This is a genomic window from Arthrobacter sp. NPDC057388 (assembly GCF_042668165.1).
In the GTDB taxonomy this organism is placed as follows: domain Bacteria; phylum Actinomycetota; class Actinomycetes; order Actinomycetales; family Micrococcaceae; genus Arthrobacter.
Window position 1 is genome coordinate 59,296 of the sequence record NZ_JBHVBL010000019.1, and the last position, 14,586, is coordinate 73,881.

Here is a 14,586-nt window from a genome sequence, read left to right on the forward strand (position 1 = left end):
GCGCGGTGGCGGGTCAGGACCTGGACGCCACTCCCGGCGGGAGGAACCGCTTGCCGTTGACGCGCTCTGAAGCCCCCACCCTGTCGAGGTAGGGAGTGATCCCGCCCAGGAACATCGGCCAGCCGGCGCCCAGGATCATGCACAGGTCGATGTCCTGGGGCGCGGCCACCACACCCTCTTCCAGCATCAGTCCGATTTCTTCGGCCAGCCCGTCCTGCGTCCGGCGCAGCACTTCCCCGGCGGTCGACGGCGTGCTGCCGAAGGACATCAGGGCAGAGGCCGCCGCCGGGATTTCCTGCCCTCCGTCCGCAGCCGGGGACCACAGGGACGTGATGTTGTTGTCGACCAGTTTCTGCAGGTTCTGCGAGACCGGGAAACGGTCGCCGAAGGCCCCGTGCAGGGACTCCTGCACATGCTGGGCCACCGGCAGCCCCACCATGGCGAGGAGGGCGAATGGCGTCATGGGAAGACCCATGGGCCGCAGCGCGGAATCGGCAACATCCGCCGGCGTTCCCTCGTCGAAGGCGGCCGTGACTTCGCCAAGGAGCCGCAGCAGAATCCGGTTGACCACGAACGCAGGGGCGTCCTTGACCAGGACGGCGGTCTTTCGCAGGCCCTTGGCGAGCTCGAAGGCGGTGGCCAGCACGGCGTCGTCCGTCTTTGGTGCCCGGACAATTTCCACGAGCGGCATGACGGCCACGGGATTGAAGAAGTGGAAGCCCACCAGGCGCTCCGGGTGCTTCAGGTCCGCGGCCATGGCAGTCACGGAGAGCGAAGAAGTGTTCGTGGCAAGGATGCACCCGGGCGGGACGATGGCCTCAAGCTCGGCGAACACCTGCTTCTTGACGTTCAGCTCCTCAAACACCGCCTCGATGACAAAGTCGGCGTCTGCGAACGGCTCCCTGGAAACCGAGCCGGTCACAAGCGATTTGACCGTGTCCGCAGCATCGCTGCCCAGCCTGCCCTTGGCCAGCAGCTTGTCCACCTCGTTGTGGACGTAGCCGACACCCTTGTCCACCCGGGCCTGGTCCACATCGGTCAGAACTACTGGAACGCCCAGCTGCCGGGCAAACAGCAGGGCGAGCTGGCTGGCCATCAGGCCGGCGCCGACCACGCCGATCTTCGTGACGGGCCGGGCGAGCTCACGGCCCGGGGCACCGGCGGGCCGCTTGGCCCGTTTCTGCACCAGGTCAAGAAAAGCGTAGACGGTCGCCCGGAACTCGTCGCTCTGCATGAGGCCAGCCAGCGTTTCGCATTCGAGCACCGCCGACTCCGCCTGGGTCATTGTGCGGTTCGCGGCCATGATGTTCAGCACCTCCGCCGGCGCGGGGGCGGCATTGGAGGTTTTGGCCTCGACAATGGCCCGGCCGGCAGCGACGGCGTCCGCCCAGCGGACGGCTACCGCGGGGTCGGCGGGATCGACGGCGGCAGGCCGCTCCGGGTGCTGCCCCGCCACAACTGTGCCCCCAACGACACCGGCGGCCCACGCGACCGACTGGCCCAGGAAGTCCTCCGGCCCGAACATCGCATCAGCGATGCCGAGCTCGAACGCCTCGGCACCGGTCAGCGTACGGTTGTTGTTGAGCGCGTTCCCGATCATCACCTTGACGGCGTTTTCCGGGCCGATCAGCCGCGGCAGCAGATACACGCCGCCCCATCCCGGCACGAGTCCGAGGAAGGCCTCGGGAAGGGCCAGCGCCCCGGCACCGGTTGATACGGTGCGGTACGTGGACTGCAGGGCGACTTCCAGGCCTCCGCCGAGGGCCACGCCGTTGATGAAGGCAAAGCTGGGAATGCCCAGGTTGGCCAACGTGGAGTAGACCTCGTGGCCCAGCTGCGCCATCCAGAGGCCATGCTCCCTTTCCTGCAGCGACGTGACTGCTGACAGATCGGCGCCGGCCACGAAGAAGTTCGGCTTGCCCGTGATGCCAACGGCCGCGATTTCACCCCTGGAGGCCCGATCCCGCAGCCGTTCGAGGACGGTGCCCAGTTCAATCAGCGTGTTGGGGCCAAGGGTGGTGGGCTTGGCCGGGCCCAGCCCGTTGTCCAGGGTTATCAGGGCGAGGACGCCGGGGCTGTCCATGCCGTCCGGGGACGGGAGCTGGATGTCCTGCACCGAGGAATGGGTGACCGCCTCATCCGGGAAGAGTTCGGCAAGCTTGCGGAAGTCGGCGGCGCTCATTCTGTGGCTCCTCATCGAGACGTGCATGCGGCCGGTGCCAGTGCGGCCAGAGCAGCCGGACCGGGCATCCGTGGTGCCAACGTTACTCGCGAGTAATATGAGCTGCAACCGACGCCGGGTCAGGCGGTCTGTGCCTTTGCCTCCCGGGCCTCCTTGGGCGGAAGCGGCTGCGGGTTGAGGAACGCTGTGGTGATCAGCGGCGCCACCAGCCCGATCTGCCACGGCCGGGCACCCAGCTCCCGCAGTTCGCCGGCAATGGCGGCTTCACTGACGTCAGCCGGCGGGCGCCATGCGACGCGGCGAAGGTAGTCCGGCGTGAGCAGGTTTTCGAGCGGAAGCTTGAGTTCGTCCGCCTTGTCCTGCAGCAGCGGCCTGGCGGTCTGCAGCCTTTCGGCAGCCGCGAGATCGCGGTCAGCCCAAACCCGCGGGGGCGGCGGGGCGTTGGTGGGCAGGTGCAGCGGAGGCAGATCTTCGAGCGCCCGGGCCGCGGCGATGCACCGCAGCCAGCGGGGGGCCTCCCGCTGGGCGGCCCTGCCGTGGAACCCCTTTGTGCCCAACAGCTGCGGCACCGTGGCGGGCATCGCCTTGGCGGCGGCAACGAGGGCAGAGTCGGGGATGAGCCGTCCCGGGGCGACATCGCGCTTTTGGGCCAGGGCGTCGCGCTCCAGCCACAGCTCCCGGACGGCGGCCAGCTGGCGGCGGTCCCTGATCTGGTGCAGGCCGGACGTCTTGCGCCATGGGTCCACCCTGGGCGGTGCGAGCCCGGCGGACAGGATCGCTGCGAACTCCTGTTCAGCAAATTCAAGTTTGCCGTCAGCTTCCAGCAGCTCGATGAGTTCCTCGCGCAGTTCGGTCAGGACTTCGACGTCGAGCGCTGCGTACCGGAGCCAGGGTTCCGGCAGGGGGCGGGTGGACCAGTCGGCGGCCGAATGTTCCTTGGCGAGTCCGAAGCCGAGCAACTGCTCGATCACTGCCGCGAGGCCGACGCGGGGAAGCCCTGCCAGGCGGGCTGCAAGTTCGGTATCGAAGAGCTTGTCCGGCCACATGCCAAGCTCCGACAGGCAGGGCAGGTCCTGGCTGGCGGCGTGCAGGATCCACTCGACCCCGTGCAGGGCGTCGTTGATGATCCGCAGGTCCTCGAACGGTTCGGGGTCGATCAGCCACGTTCCGGAACCCTCCCGGCGGATCTGCACCAGGAACGCGCGCTGCCCGTAGCGGAAGCCCGAAGCGCGTTCGGCGTCGACACCCGCGGGCCCCGTGCCCGCGGCGATCGCCGCGGCGCAGCGTTCCAGCCCGGCCTGGGTTTCGATGACCAGAGGCACCCCGTCGCGGGGGGAATCAAGATCGATGACAACGGGGACCCGGCTGTCAAAGCCTTCCACCGTTATATGGGGTGTTGTATCAGCAGCCGGAGCGCCGGCTGTGGTGTTATCCGGTTTTTGAGGGGTCATGATGTCCCTAGTTTACCGGCAGTACACCCAAGGGGCGGTTCCTGGCGGGAACAGCACCGCACCGCCGTCGGTTTCGACGGCGGTGCGGTGCCGGGTAAAGGGTGCCGGGCGAAGAGGGCCAGGCCGGGAGGCCTCAGGCGAACAGGCCTTCCCCGATGAAGCCGCCCTGCCTGGTTCCCGGCGGCACCGCGAACAGACCGGAGCCCGTGTGCTTGAGGTATTCCAGGGCCAGGACATCCTGCTTTGCCATGGTCATCTGCATGGGCACATAGTGCGTCCGCGGGTCCTTGACGAAGGCAATAAGGAACAGCCCGGCGTCGAGGTGCCCCAGCCCGTCCGAGCCGTCGGTGTAGTTGTATCCGCGCCGGAGCATCCGCACGCCCTCGTTCTGGTCCGCGTGGGCCAGCCGGAGGTGGGAGTCCATGCCAATAAGCGGTTCACCGTCGTTGCCCTTGACGGCAAAGTCGGGGGCGGTGAACTCCTTGCCGCCCGACAGGGGAGCACCTTCCCCCTTGGTCCGGCCGATCAGGCCTTCCTGTTCCCGGAGCGACGTGCGGTCCCAGATCTCGATGTGCATCCGGATGCGCCGCGCCACCAGGTAGCTGCCGCCGGCCATCCACGCTTCACCGGCACGGGTTCCGGCGCCGGCCCACACATGCCCGTCAAGCAGGGCTGCGTCCTCGGCCTTGAGGTTGTTGGTTCCGTCCTTGAACCCGAAGAGGTTGCGCGGGGTCTGCTGCGCGCGCGACGTCGAAGACGTGCGGCCGAAGCCCAGCTGGGACCAGCGGACCCGTGCCTTGCCGAAACCGATGCGGGCAAGGTTGCGGATGGCGTGCACCGCCACCTGCGGATCGTCGGCGCATGCCTGCACCACGATGTCCCCGCCCGTGCGGTTCGGTTCCAGGGCGTCGCCGGGGAAATGCGGCAGATCGATCAGGGCGTCGGGCCGCCGGCCGGCAAGGCCGAAGCGGGCCTTGCCGTCCTTCTCGAAAAGGGACGCACCGAAGCCAAACGTGAGGGTGAGGCGGCCGGCGTCGAGATCCAGTGCCTCGCCGGTATCTTCCGGCGGAGCGTCGTACGGACCGTCGACGGCGCCGGTGGCACCGGTGGTCCGGCCCGCGGTCATGGCATCGGCGGCGGCGGTCCAGTCCTTGAGGAGTTGGATGAGCGCCGCACGGTCTTCGGTGGTCACGTCGAAGGCCGCCATGTGGAGGCGGTCCTGGGCAGCCGTGGTGATTCCGGCCTGCCGGTCGCCGAAGAAGGGGATAACGGAACCGTTGTCGGCCGGAGGTGCCGCGGCGGTTGCCAGGGCGTCGTGCCCAAGCAGCCCGGTGGCGATGCCCGCTACTGCTCCCGCACCGCCCACACCGGCCAGCCCCAAAAGACCGCGGCGGGACAGCCGGCGCGTGCCGCCGCCGGATGAAGGCATGCCGCCGTCGGAAGGAGTGTCCGGGGCCGCCGCGGAACCGGTCGGGCTGTCAACCGGCGGCTGGCCGCCGAAGGGGCAGCCGCTCACAGCACCACTGCCGCGGTGAGCTTCGACAACGGCTCGCCGAGCGCGTCGACCAGGGCGCTGAGCTGCTGGACCTCGTCCTTGCTCAGCTCGTTGTAGTACACGAAGCCGTCGCCCTTGGCGAGCTTCTTCAGCTCGGCCTGCAGGGCGCTGAACTTGGCCTCGAGATCTTTGGCCAGCGCGGCATCCTTCTGCTCCAGGGCGGGCTTGAGGTTTTCGAATGCAATCCGGGCACCGTCCACGTTGGCCTGGAAGTCCCAGAGATCTGTGTGCGACCAGATTTCCTCTTCACCGGTCACCTTGCCGCGGGCCACCTCATCCAGCAGTTCCTTGGCGCCGTTGCCCAGTTTGTCCGCGCTGAGCTCCACGGTGCGGGTGCGGGTGCTGAGTTCCTCGGTGTCCGTGACCAGCTGCTTGGCAATTGCCGCGCGCTCGGTGCCCGTCTGGGCTTTGTATCCGGCGGGCGGGAACAGGTCCTTCTCGGCACGGTGCCAGCCGGTCCATGCCTGACCCGGTTCGAGGTCCGCTTCGCGCGCGTCCAGCTTGGGGTCGAGGTCCCCGAAGGATTCGGCCACGGGCTCGATCCGCTCCCAGTGCATGCGGGTGGCTGCGTAGAGGCTCCTGGCCTTCGCTGCATCGCCGGCGGCGTACGCGGCGGCGAATTCCCGGGTGCCGGCCACCAGCTGCTCGGTCTGGTCCTTGACGTAGGCGGTGTACTGGGCCACCCCGGTGTCCACGAGCTTCTGGAGGTCGGCGTCGGCGGTGGCCTGCGTGCCGGAGTCCTTGACGGTGAACCCGGCGCGGATGCCGTCACCCTTCATTCCCGGCTTGCAGGCGGTGATGTATTTGCCGGCCGGCGCGGTGAGCACCAGGTTGCGGGTGATTCCCGGGCCGATGTTCTCCACCTCGGCCACGATCCGCAGGCCGTCTTCGGCGAGCACATAGAACTCGGTGACCTCGGCGCCGTCATTCCTGACGGCGAAAGTGAGGTTGCCGCTGGGCGCTTCCGTGGCGGATACCTTGCACTCGGCATCGGTGCTGGTCACCTGGATGGGGCCGCCGGCAGTGGCGGCGGTGGTGGCACTCGCGTTGTCCGTGCAGGATGCCAGGGCGAGCGGGAGGACGGCGGTGGCTGCCACGACGGCGAGGCGGGCACCGGCAGTCCGGCGATTTTTGGGCGAGGTCAAGCCGGGCATGGGGTTTCCTTTGGGGGGTGTTGGGGGTTGGGGATGTTGGGGATGTGTTGGACTGGTCAGGTGGCGCCGGTCAGGACGCGGCGGCTGCGGCTGCGGCAGGCACCTCCGCCCGCCGGGCCGCCGGGCGGAAGTTGGCGCGAAGGTAGAAGAACATGACGGGCACTGTGTAGAGCACCCAGGCAGTGGCTTCCAGCCACGTCGTGGCCGGGGAGAAATTCAGGGTTCCCTTCAGCAGGGTGCCGTACCAGGACGACGGCGGGACGGCGGCTGAGACGTCGAAGGCGAGGCTGTGCAGTCCGGGCAGGATGCCCGCTTCCTGGAGGTCATGGACACCGTAGGCCAGGACACCCGCGGCAATGGCCACGAGGGCGACGCCGGTCCAGGTAAAGAAGCGGGAAAGGTTGACCTTCAGCACGCCGCGGTGCAGCAGATAGCCAAGCGCGGCAGCCACGGCGAGGCCCAGGAGGGCGCCGAACAGGGGCGTTCCGGATTCACCGCTGGCCTGGGCTGCGGCCCACAGGAAGAGTGCCGTCTCCAGCCCTTCCCGGCCGACGGCCAGGGCCGCAACGAGCACCAGGCCCCAGGTGGCACCGTCGGCGACACCGTCCACGCGGGAGCGAAGTTCGCTGCCAAGGGTGCGGGCGGTGCGCGCCATCCAGAAAACCATCCACGTCACCAGTCCGACGGCGATGATGGAAAGTCCGCCGCCGATCGCTTCCTGTGCTTCGAAGGTCAGGCCGCGCGGGCCGAACGTCAGCAGGGCGCCGAAGCCCACGGACACGGCCGCAGCCAACCCCACGCCCGCCCACAGCCGGGGGAGCAGTGCGCGGCGGCCGCTTTTGGTCAGGTAGGCCATCAGCAGAACGACGATGAGCGTCGCCTCGAGGCCCTCCCGGAGGCCGATGAGGAAGTTGGCTGTCATGTAAAGCACCTTCTGCCGGGGAGCCCGTCTTAGGCTCACCTAAGCACGGGACTCTACACGCCGCACGCTATTAGGCAAAAGAATCATGTCCTAATTGCCGCGGAAATTACTCCACCGGTTTGGGCGGCGTGAGGCAGGTGCTAGCTGCGGCGCCTGCGCGGAAGCGCGGAGACGCCGTCGGGCAGCGGAGGAAGGCCCGCGAAGGTGCACACCATGTCCGACCACGCCTCGAGGTGCGCCTGGACATCGGGGCCCGCAGGAGTCCACGAGGCGCGGAGTTCTATATCGATCGATGCGGGGCGGTCCACAAGTGTTCCGAAGCTTTCGGAGAGCACCCTCGTGGCTGTCCCGCCGGCGGCGCGGTACGGTGCATGGTGGGTTTCGAGCGCTTCGACGAGCCAGGTCCAGGCCACGGAGCCGAGCATTTCATCGTTGCCCATCTCGGCGTCGAGCTGTGCCCGGATGTAGGTGACGATCCGGAACTCGCCGTCCCACACGGCGGAGCCGTCGGGATCGTGCAGCAGGATGAAGCGGCCGGTGGCGAGCTCCTCGCCATCGCCGTCATCCTCCCCCGCAGCCGGGCCGGACGTCCCGGCGGCCGCTGACCGGGCGAGGGCCATGGCCGCCGGACCATGGACTGGTGAGCCTTGGACCGGCGAGTCTTGGACCGGCGAGTCTTGGACCGGCGAACGGTCCTTGCCAACGCCGGGGACGACCACCTCGGCGCCGAGGGCCACGGCGAACGGCGCCAGCCGCGCCGGCGCCGGGATCTCGTCGAGGCGCAGCTCGCTGCGGCAGCGTGCTTTGCGGAGCGTTCCCAGCGCATACAGAAAATTCGCGGGAACCTGGGCAAGTGCGTTCACAATCGCAGGGTACGCAATGGAAACCTCCGATACCGGCAGGCTCGCCGCCTGCTCACGCAATCCTGCGCATGTTACTCCGCTGCCGCCTGCGCGGACCCGTGCCGGGCGAGTTCGGCCCTGATGGCCGCCACGAAGGCATCGACGTCCTCCTCGCGGGTGTCGAAGGAGCACATCCAGCGGACCTCCCGGGTGGCCTCGTTCCAGTCGTAGAAGCGGAACGACTCCCGCAGCCTGTCCGCCACGCCTTCGGGCAGGATCGCAAAGACACCGTTGGACTCCGTCTTCTGCGTTAGATCCACGCCGTCGATGGCGTCCACCGCGGCGCGCAGCCGGGCGGCCATGGCGTTCGCATGGGCGGCCGAGCGAAGCCACAGGTCACCTTCGAGCAGGGCGATGAACTGCGCGGACATGAAGCGCATCTTGGATGCCAGCTGCATGTTCATTTTGCGCAGGAACAGCAAGCCGTGGGCGGCGTCCGGGTTCAGCGCCACCACCACCTCGCCGAACAGCAGTCCGTTCTTGGTCCCGCCGAAGGACAGGATGTCCACGCCGGCGTCGCGCGTGAAGGCCCGGAGCGGGACGCCCAGGTGCGCCGCCGCGTTGGCCAGCCGCGCCCCGTCCATGTGCAGTTTCATGCCCCTGGCGTGGACGTGCTGGGCGATCGCCCGGACCTCGTCCACGGTGTAGCAGGTGCCCAGTTCGGTGGTCTGGGTAATGGAAACCGCCAGCGGCTGGGCGCGGTGCTCGTCGCCCCAGCCCCACGCTTCGCGGTCAATGAGTTCGGGCGTCAGCTTGCCGTCCGGGGTGTGCACCTGCAGCAGCTTCATGCCGCCCACGCGCTCCGGGGCACCGTTCTCATCCATGTTGATGTGCGCGGTCGACGCGCAGACCACTGCACCCCAGCGGGGGAGGAGGGACTGCAGGGACAGCACGTTGGCGCCGGTGCCGTTGAAGACCGGAAAGCACTCGATGCCGGGCCCGAAGTGCTCCTCCATCAGCTCCTGCAGGCGGGCGGTGTACGCGTCTTCGCCGTAGGAAACCTGGTGCCCCTCATTGGCGGCCGCCAGCGCGGCCAGCACCTCGGGGTGCACCCCGGAGTAGTTGTCCGACGCGAACCCGCGAACCGATGCGTCGTGCAGTCTGGTTCCGGTGCCGCTGCCGGCAGTTTCAACCGTTGTTGTCATCTCTTTGGTCACGCTTTCAGTCTAGGTAGTTGCAGGGCCCTGTGTGCTTCAAGCACCGGCAGGCGCCGGTGCCAGTAGCAGCCGCTGTCCGTTCAGTTCCGTTGCGGGCTGGCTGAAGAGCCCGACGGCGGCAGCAGCCAGCTGCTCGACGTCGGTAAAGCCGGGGAACTTCCGCTCGGGTTGCCTGCTGCGCATGCCGGCGTCCACCAGCGACTTCACCACGAAGACGACGGCGGCGCTGTGCTGCTTTTCGTTGTTCTGGCTGTTTTGGTTGTCTCGGCGGAATCCCTCGGCCACGGCCATGGTCCACGCTTCCGCGGCCGCCTTGGCCGCAACGTAGCTGGCGACGCCGGCAGCGGGACTGTCCACCGCCGTCGAGGACACCATGGCAAAGCGTCCGCAGCGCGAGGCGGCGAGGTCGTCATAGAACACCCGGGTGACGTTGCGCAGCGTCGTGATGGCGCTGCGTTCCAGGAAATCCCAGTCCTCATCCGTCTGGCCGGTGATGCCCTCTGCCCCGCGCCAGCCGCCCACGAGGTGGATGACGCCGTCGATCTTTCCGGACGTGCGCGCGAGCTCCTGCCGCAGGTGCTGCACGGCGGCGAGGTCGGCGAGGTCGCATACGAGCGGAACGGCGCCGCCCGCGCTTTCCGCGGCGGCCTCGATCCGGGCCTTGTCTGACCCAACGGTAAAGACGGTAAAGCCGGCCTGCAGCAGGGCCCGGGCGGCAGCGGTCCCGGAGGGTCCGCTGCCGCCGGTGACCAGCACCCGCAGGGGACTGCCCGTGCCCGCGCTGCCGTCCGTCATGCCGCCGTGGCCGGGCCCGCCGCCGGCATCTCCGCATCCCAGGAACCGGTGATGCCGGCCGTGGAGTCAATGACGGGGCGCATCTTCTTTTCCAGGGCCTCGTAGAACATGGACAGCGGGAACTCATCGTCCAGGACCTGGTCCGTGAGGCCGCGCGGCGGCCCGTCCAGGGGAAGCGCGCCCGGTCCCTTGGCCCAGACCGACGCCGGGTTCGGCGTGACGGTGCCTGAGATCAGCTCATACGCGGCCAGCCAGTGGGCCGTCTTGGGCCGGTCGATGGAGCGCCAGTAAAGTTCCTCTATCCGGGCGCCGAGTTCCACGACCACGCCCGCGACATGTTCCCAATCGATGCTTAGCCGGCTGTCGGTCCAGTGGAGGACGCGGTGCTGGTGCAGCCACGCAAACAGCAGCTGGCCGCCAAGACCGTCGTAGTTGCGGACCCGGCTGCCGGTGATGGCGAACCGGAAGATGCGGTCGAAAATGACGGCGTACTGCACGAGTTTGGCATGCCGCCGGGCTTCCGGATCCGCCGCCTCGTCCTTTTCGATCTTCACGGATTCGCGGAATGCGGTCAGGTCGCACCGCAGCTCCTCAAGGGAGTACAGGAAAAAGGGCATCCGCTGCTTGATCATGAAGGGATCGAACGGCAGGTCACCGCGCATGTGCGTGCGGTCATGGATCAGGTCCCACATGACGAATGTTTTTTCGGTGAGTTCCTGGTCCTCAAGGAGTTCCGCGGCACCGGCGGGCAGCTCGAGCGATGTGATGTCGGCGGCGGCCCGCAGGACGCGGCGGAAGCGTGCTGCCTCACGGTCTGCGAAGATGGCGCCCCAGGTGAACCTCGGCGTTGCCCGCACGCCCACGGTTTCGGGGAACAGCACGGCGGAGTTGGTGTCGTAGCCGGGGGTGAAGTCGATGAACCGGATGGGCACGAACAGGCGGTTCGAGTAGTCGCCCTGCTCCAGGCCGGCAATGAAGTCTGGCCAGACGACGTCGATGAGGACCGCCTCCACGAGCCGGCTGCTGCTGCCGTTCTGCGTGTACATCGGGAAGACCACGAGGTGCTGCAGTCCGTCCTCGCGATCCGCTTGCGGCTGGAACGCCAGCAGGGAGTCAAGAAAGTCCGGCACACCAAACCCGTCCTGGGCCCAGCGGCCGAAGTCGCGGCACACCAGGTCCAGGTACAGGGCGTCGTGGGGGAACGCCGGTGCGAGCTCCCCGATGGCGCTGACGAGGGCCGTGACCAGACCGTGCGCTGCAGAATGATCGGCCGGGTCAGGGATGGAACCGTCCTGCACCTGCAAGGCCCGCAGGGCAATGGCGGCGCTCTTAAGGCGCTGCCATTCAGGGTGTGCTGCGGAGATTCGGGCTGGTGCTGTGTGTACGGTTGCGGTCATCGCTGGCCTCGCCTTCCTGGTCATCTGAGCTTGTACCGCGAGCGTAGCAAGCAGGCAGGTCTGCTAATCGATGAAAGGCTTGAGCATAAGAAACTGTAAGGCTAAAGGCTCCGGCAGCAGGCGCCAGGCGCAGCGCCCGGCACCCTTAGGCTCCCGTGCCGTCCGCCGCCGGAACCAGCTTCAGCGAGATGGAGTTGATGCAGTAGCGCTGGTCGGTGGGCGTCCCGTAACCCTCGCCCTCGAAGACATGCCCGAGGTGGGAATCGCAGTTGGCGCACCGGACCTCGATGCGGTCCATGCCCAGCGTCCGGTCGTGGATGTAACGGACCCGCCCTTCGGCCAGCGGGGCCCAGAACGACGGCCAGCCGCAGTGGGAATCGAATTTCTCCTTGCTGGTGAACAGCTCGGTCCCGCACGCGCGGCAGTTGTACACCCCGGCGGTGTGGGTGTCCCAGTATTCCCCGGTATAGGGGCGCTCCGTGCCGGCCTGGCGCAGCACGTGGTATTCCTCGGGGGTCAGTTCCCGGCGCCAGTCTTCGTCGGAGCGGCCTGCGGCAGGTGTAGCGCTGGCGGCGGTATTGGTGAGGTCGGATTTCTCGGGAGTGCTCATAGTGGGACCAACGCTCAGGAGTCCCCGATAAATCCCGAACCTGCATACAGATGCAGCACCGGCAGGCCGAGCTTGTCCTGTGCCCGGTTGGCCCAGTCCGTATGGAACGTGTCCGCCACGGCATGCGGCCTGGTGATGACCACTGCCTGGGCAGCCCCGAGCTCCTTGACCTTGGCCACGAGGCCGTTGACGGCTCCGCCGTCCACCACCTCGCCGGCGACGCCGCCGCCGATGCCCTCCAAAGCACTGACGGACGTGGCCAGCGTGGCATCCGCCGCCGCCCGTTCCTGGACCGGATCAGGAGCGTGTGACGTCAGCTCCCGGAAAGCCTTGGCGATGTCCAGCATCGACAGGTTCTCGAGGAAGTCCACCAGCAGGTGCCGTTCAGTGTTGGCCGGCACCAGCACAACCAGGGGCGCGTCACCTCCGTCCACCAGGCGCTCGATGTTTACGCGGTCGTCCGCACCCAGCGGCTCTTCTGTGAGAATGACGATTGGATCGCTCATGGCATCAGCCTAGTCCCGGCCGCCATGGCCTGCATGCATTTGTGCGGCATGCCTGTGGCGGCCGGGCGCCAGGCAGCGAATGTGCCGGAAGAGGCCGGATCCGTCAAGATGGGTGGCATGGATTCTGCGCATGCTGTTTCGGTTCTCCCGGCTACTCCCCAGGGCAGTGCCATGACCCTCCGGGCGAAGTGGACGCTCGGGGGAATCATTGCCGGCGGCACCGCCGCTGCCCTGCTCGGTGCGGGATCGTCGGCCCTCGCGCTCTATTTCGCCCGCCGCGTGCTGACCCCCGCCCGCGTGCGGGCCGCTGACCAGGAAGTGCTGGCGGTCATCAAGGAAGGCCGGGAACAGCAGGTCATCCTCGCGGCCACACCGGAGACCACGCACGATGGAACGTACAGCCTTTTCTTCGACGGCGGTGCCGGGCATGCCAGGATCGGCAGGATCCTGTCCTACTCGCCGGCTGAGCGCACCGTGCTGCGGGAGGTGGAGGCCGTATACAGCGGCAGCCTGGAAACCGCGGCGCGCGGCTGGTGGGGCGGTGCCACGTACCAGTTTCCTTCCGACATCGGCCTGGCGTTCGAAGACGTTGACATCGCGGTGGAAGGCGGAACGGCCCCCGCCTGGCTCATCCCCGGTGATGCCGGAGCCGATACCTGGGCCATCATGGTCCACGGCCGGGGGGCGACGCGGCAGGAGTGCCTCCGCGGAGCGCGGGCAGTGCATGAACTCGGGTTGCCGAACCTCCTGGTTTCATACCGGAATGACGGTCTGGCGCCGGCAGCCTTTGACGGCCGCTACGGTCTGGGCTCCACTGAATGGCGGGACGTCGACGCTGCAATTTCCGTTGCCCTCTCCCGTGGCGCCAAAGAGGTCGTGCTTTTCGGCTGGTCCATGGGAGGAGCCATCTGCCTGCAGACCGCGGACCTGTCGCAGCACAGGCACGTCATCCGGGCCATGGTCCTTGACGCGCCCGTCATCGACTGGGTGAACGTGCTGGCCCACCACGCGGAGCTGAACCGGATTCCGTCGGCTGTTGGGCGCTACGGCCAGCTGATGATGAGTCACAAGGTGGGACGCCGGCTCACCGGACTCGCTGCCCCGGTGGATCTGAAGTCGATGGACTGGGTTTCCAGGGCGGTGGAACTGAGGACGCCCACGCTCATCATCCACAGCGTCGACGACGAGTACGTCCCCTACCAGCCGTCGGCACTCCTCGCCGAAAAGAACCCGGAAATGGTCACGTTCGAGCCATTCGAGGGGGCGCGGCATGCCAAGGAGTGGAACGCCGATCCGGTCCGCTGGGAAGGGCTCGTGAGGGCGTGGCTGCAGCTGCAGCTGGCGCCGCGGGTGAATCCGGGGACCGGCGCCAACCCCGGTTCCGGTCCGGGCCGGCCTGCCTGAGAGCCCGAACCGGCCTGAGTGCCGGTGCCGGCCTGAGGACCTGTGCCGGCCTGAGGACCTGTGCCGGGCTAAGAGCCTGAACCGACCTGGGAACCTGACCCGATCGGTGCCGTGATTGCCTTGGTGAGGCGCATGAGGTCGCGGGGGTCCAGCTCGATGTCGAGGCCCCGCCGGCCGCCGGAGACAAGGACCGTGTCCAGGGCGAGGGCGCTTTCGTCGATCACAGTGGGGGAGGGCTGCCGCTGGCCCAGCGGCGAGATGCCGCCCAGGACGTAGCCGGTGCGCCGTTCGGCCGCGGCAGGGTCCGCCATGGCGGCCTTCTTGCTGCCCAGCGCGGCAGCGATTGCCTTGAGGTCGAGGTTTCCGCTGACAGGAACGACGCCGACGGCGAGCCGGCCGTCGATCTCCACCATGAGCGTCTTGAAGACCCGGGCAGGATCGATTCCCAGGACCTCGGCCGCCTCCAGCCCGTAACTGGCTGCCGCCGGATCATGGCTGTACGGGTGCAGGCTAAAAGGAACGCCTGCCGCAGCCAGGACGGCTGTGGCAGG

At 67.9% G+C, this 14,586-nt stretch carries 13 protein-coding genes; 1 reads left to right on the top strand and 12 read right to left on the bottom strand.

All coding sequences use genetic code 11. The features are described from left to right. Positions 1-13: 13 nt before the first annotated feature. The 11 genes from ACFUTU_RS11250 to ACFUTU_RS11300 form a co-directional block, all read right to left on the bottom strand. Entirely contained in the window at positions 14-2,182 is a 2,169-nt protein-coding gene (locus ACFUTU_RS11250; RefSeq protein WP_377964194.1) for a 3-hydroxyacyl-CoA dehydrogenase NAD-binding domain-containing protein, read from the bottom strand. Positions 2,183-2,301: 119 nt separating this feature from the next. Continuing rightward, on the bottom strand, positions 2,302-3,633 hold the full coding sequence (locus ACFUTU_RS11255; RefSeq protein ID WP_377964196.1) for an HRDC domain-containing protein: 1,332 nt from the start codon (positions 3,631-3,633) through the stop codon (positions 2,302-2,304). Positions 3,634-3,766: 133 nt separating this feature from the next. Next, complete coding sequence (gene efeB, locus ACFUTU_RS11260) at positions 3,767-5,149, bottom strand: iron uptake transporter deferrochelatase/peroxidase subunit (RefSeq protein ID WP_377964198.1); 1,383 nt, start codon at positions 5,147-5,149, stop codon at positions 3,767-3,769. Then, positions 5,146-6,342 carry an iron uptake system protein EfeO gene (gene efeO, locus ACFUTU_RS11265; protein ID WP_377964200.1) on the bottom strand — a complete coding sequence of 399 codons (1,197 nt, stop codon included), beginning with the start codon at positions 6,340-6,342 and terminating at the stop codon, positions 5,146-5,148. The genes efeB and efeO overlap by 4 nt, the downstream gene beginning before the upstream one ends. Positions 6,343-6,412: 70 nt before the next feature. After that, positions 6,413-7,264, bottom strand: coding sequence for an iron uptake transporter permease EfeU (gene efeU, locus ACFUTU_RS11270; RefSeq protein WP_377964202.1), 852 nt, complete (start codon positions 7,262-7,264; stop codon positions 6,413-6,415). Positions 7,265-7,404: 140 nt separating this feature from the next. Further along, positions 7,405-8,130: a DUF3000 domain-containing protein gene (locus tag ACFUTU_RS11275; protein ID WP_377964216.1), complete on the bottom strand. Its 726-nt coding sequence runs from the start codon at positions 8,128-8,130 to the stop codon at positions 7,405-7,407. Between the two features lie 68 nt (positions 8,131-8,198). Beyond that, a complete protein-coding gene (locus ACFUTU_RS11280; protein ID WP_377964218.1) occupies positions 8,199-9,311 on the bottom strand; it encodes a threonine aldolase family protein in 1,113 nt (370 codons plus the stop codon). 48 nt (positions 9,312-9,359) lie between these two features. Then, on the bottom strand, positions 9,360-10,118 hold the full coding sequence (locus ACFUTU_RS11285) for an SDR family oxidoreductase (RefSeq protein WP_377964204.1): 759 nt from the start codon (positions 10,116-10,118) through the stop codon (positions 9,360-9,362). After that, positions 10,115-11,515, bottom strand: a complete 1,401-nt coding sequence (locus ACFUTU_RS11290; RefSeq protein ID WP_377964206.1) for a DUF6421 family protein — start codon at positions 11,513-11,515, stop codon at positions 10,115-10,117. Before ACFUTU_RS11290 ends, ACFUTU_RS11285 begins: the two co-directional genes overlap by 4 nt. Before the next feature lie 145 nt (positions 11,516-11,660). Further along, positions 11,661-12,125 (bottom strand): peptide-methionine (R)-S-oxide reductase MsrB, encoded by a 465-nt coding sequence (gene msrB, locus ACFUTU_RS11295; RefSeq protein WP_377964208.1) that lies wholly within the window; start codon positions 12,123-12,125, stop codon positions 11,661-11,663. A 14-nt stretch (positions 12,126-12,139) separates the two neighbouring features. Continuing rightward, positions 12,140-12,631, bottom strand: coding sequence for a hypothetical protein (locus ACFUTU_RS11300; RefSeq protein ID WP_377964210.1), 492 nt, complete (start codon positions 12,629-12,631; stop codon positions 12,140-12,142). Positions 12,632-12,748: 117 nt separating this feature from the next. Between ACFUTU_RS11300 and ACFUTU_RS11305 the strand changes: the two genes are divergently transcribed. Beyond that, the gene (locus ACFUTU_RS11305; RefSeq protein WP_377964212.1) at positions 12,749-14,035 is read left to right on the top strand and encodes an alpha/beta hydrolase; all 1,287 of its coding nucleotides are present in this window, start codon (positions 12,749-12,751) and stop codon (positions 14,033-14,035) included. A 68-nt stretch (positions 14,036-14,103) separates the two neighbouring features. Here the strand turns inward: ACFUTU_RS11305 and ybaK are convergent. Continuing rightward, positions 14,104-14,586 (bottom strand): Cys-tRNA(Pro) deacylase (ybaK, locus tag ACFUTU_RS11310; protein WP_377964214.1); only part of this gene is annotated, 483 nt, incomplete at its 5' end.

Excerpts from the sequence above, each read along its gene's own strand:
- ACFUTU_RS11255 (WP_377964196.1), bottom strand. The coding sequence starts at position 3,633 with ATGACCCCTCAAAAACCGGATAACACCACAGCCGGCGCTCCGGCTGCT.
- ACFUTU_RS11250 (WP_377964194.1), bottom strand. The coding sequence starts at position 2,182 with ATGAGCGCCGCCGACTTCCGCAAGCTTGCCGAACTCTTCCCGGATGAG.
- ACFUTU_RS11285 (WP_377964204.1), bottom strand. The coding sequence starts at position 10,118 with ATGACGGACGGCAGCGCGGGCACGGGCAGTCCCCTGCGGGTGCTGGTC.
- ACFUTU_RS11305 (WP_377964212.1), top strand. The coding sequence starts at position 12,749 with ATGGATTCTGCGCATGCTGTTTCGGTTCTCCCGGCTACTCCCCAGGGC.
- ACFUTU_RS11290 (WP_377964206.1), bottom strand. The coding sequence starts at position 11,515 with ATGACCGCAACCGTACACACAGCACCAGCCCGAATCTCCGCAGCACAC.
- ACFUTU_RS11280 (WP_377964218.1), bottom strand. The coding sequence starts at position 9,311 with ATGACAACAACGGTTGAAACTGCCGGCAGCGGCACCGGAACCAGACTG.
- efeO (WP_377964200.1), bottom strand. The coding sequence starts at position 6,342 with ATGCCCGGCTTGACCTCGCCCAAAAATCGCCGGACTGCCGGTGCCCGC.
- msrB (WP_377964208.1), bottom strand. The coding sequence starts at position 12,125 with ATGAGCACTCCCGAGAAATCCGACCTCACCAATACCGCCGCCAGCGCT.
- ACFUTU_RS11300 (WP_377964210.1), bottom strand. The coding sequence starts at position 12,631 with ATGAGCGATCCAATCGTCATTCTCACAGAAGAGCCGCTGGGTGCGGAC.
- efeU (WP_377964202.1), bottom strand. The coding sequence starts at position 7,264 with ATGACAGCCAACTTCCTCATCGGCCTCCGGGAGGGCCTCGAGGCGACG.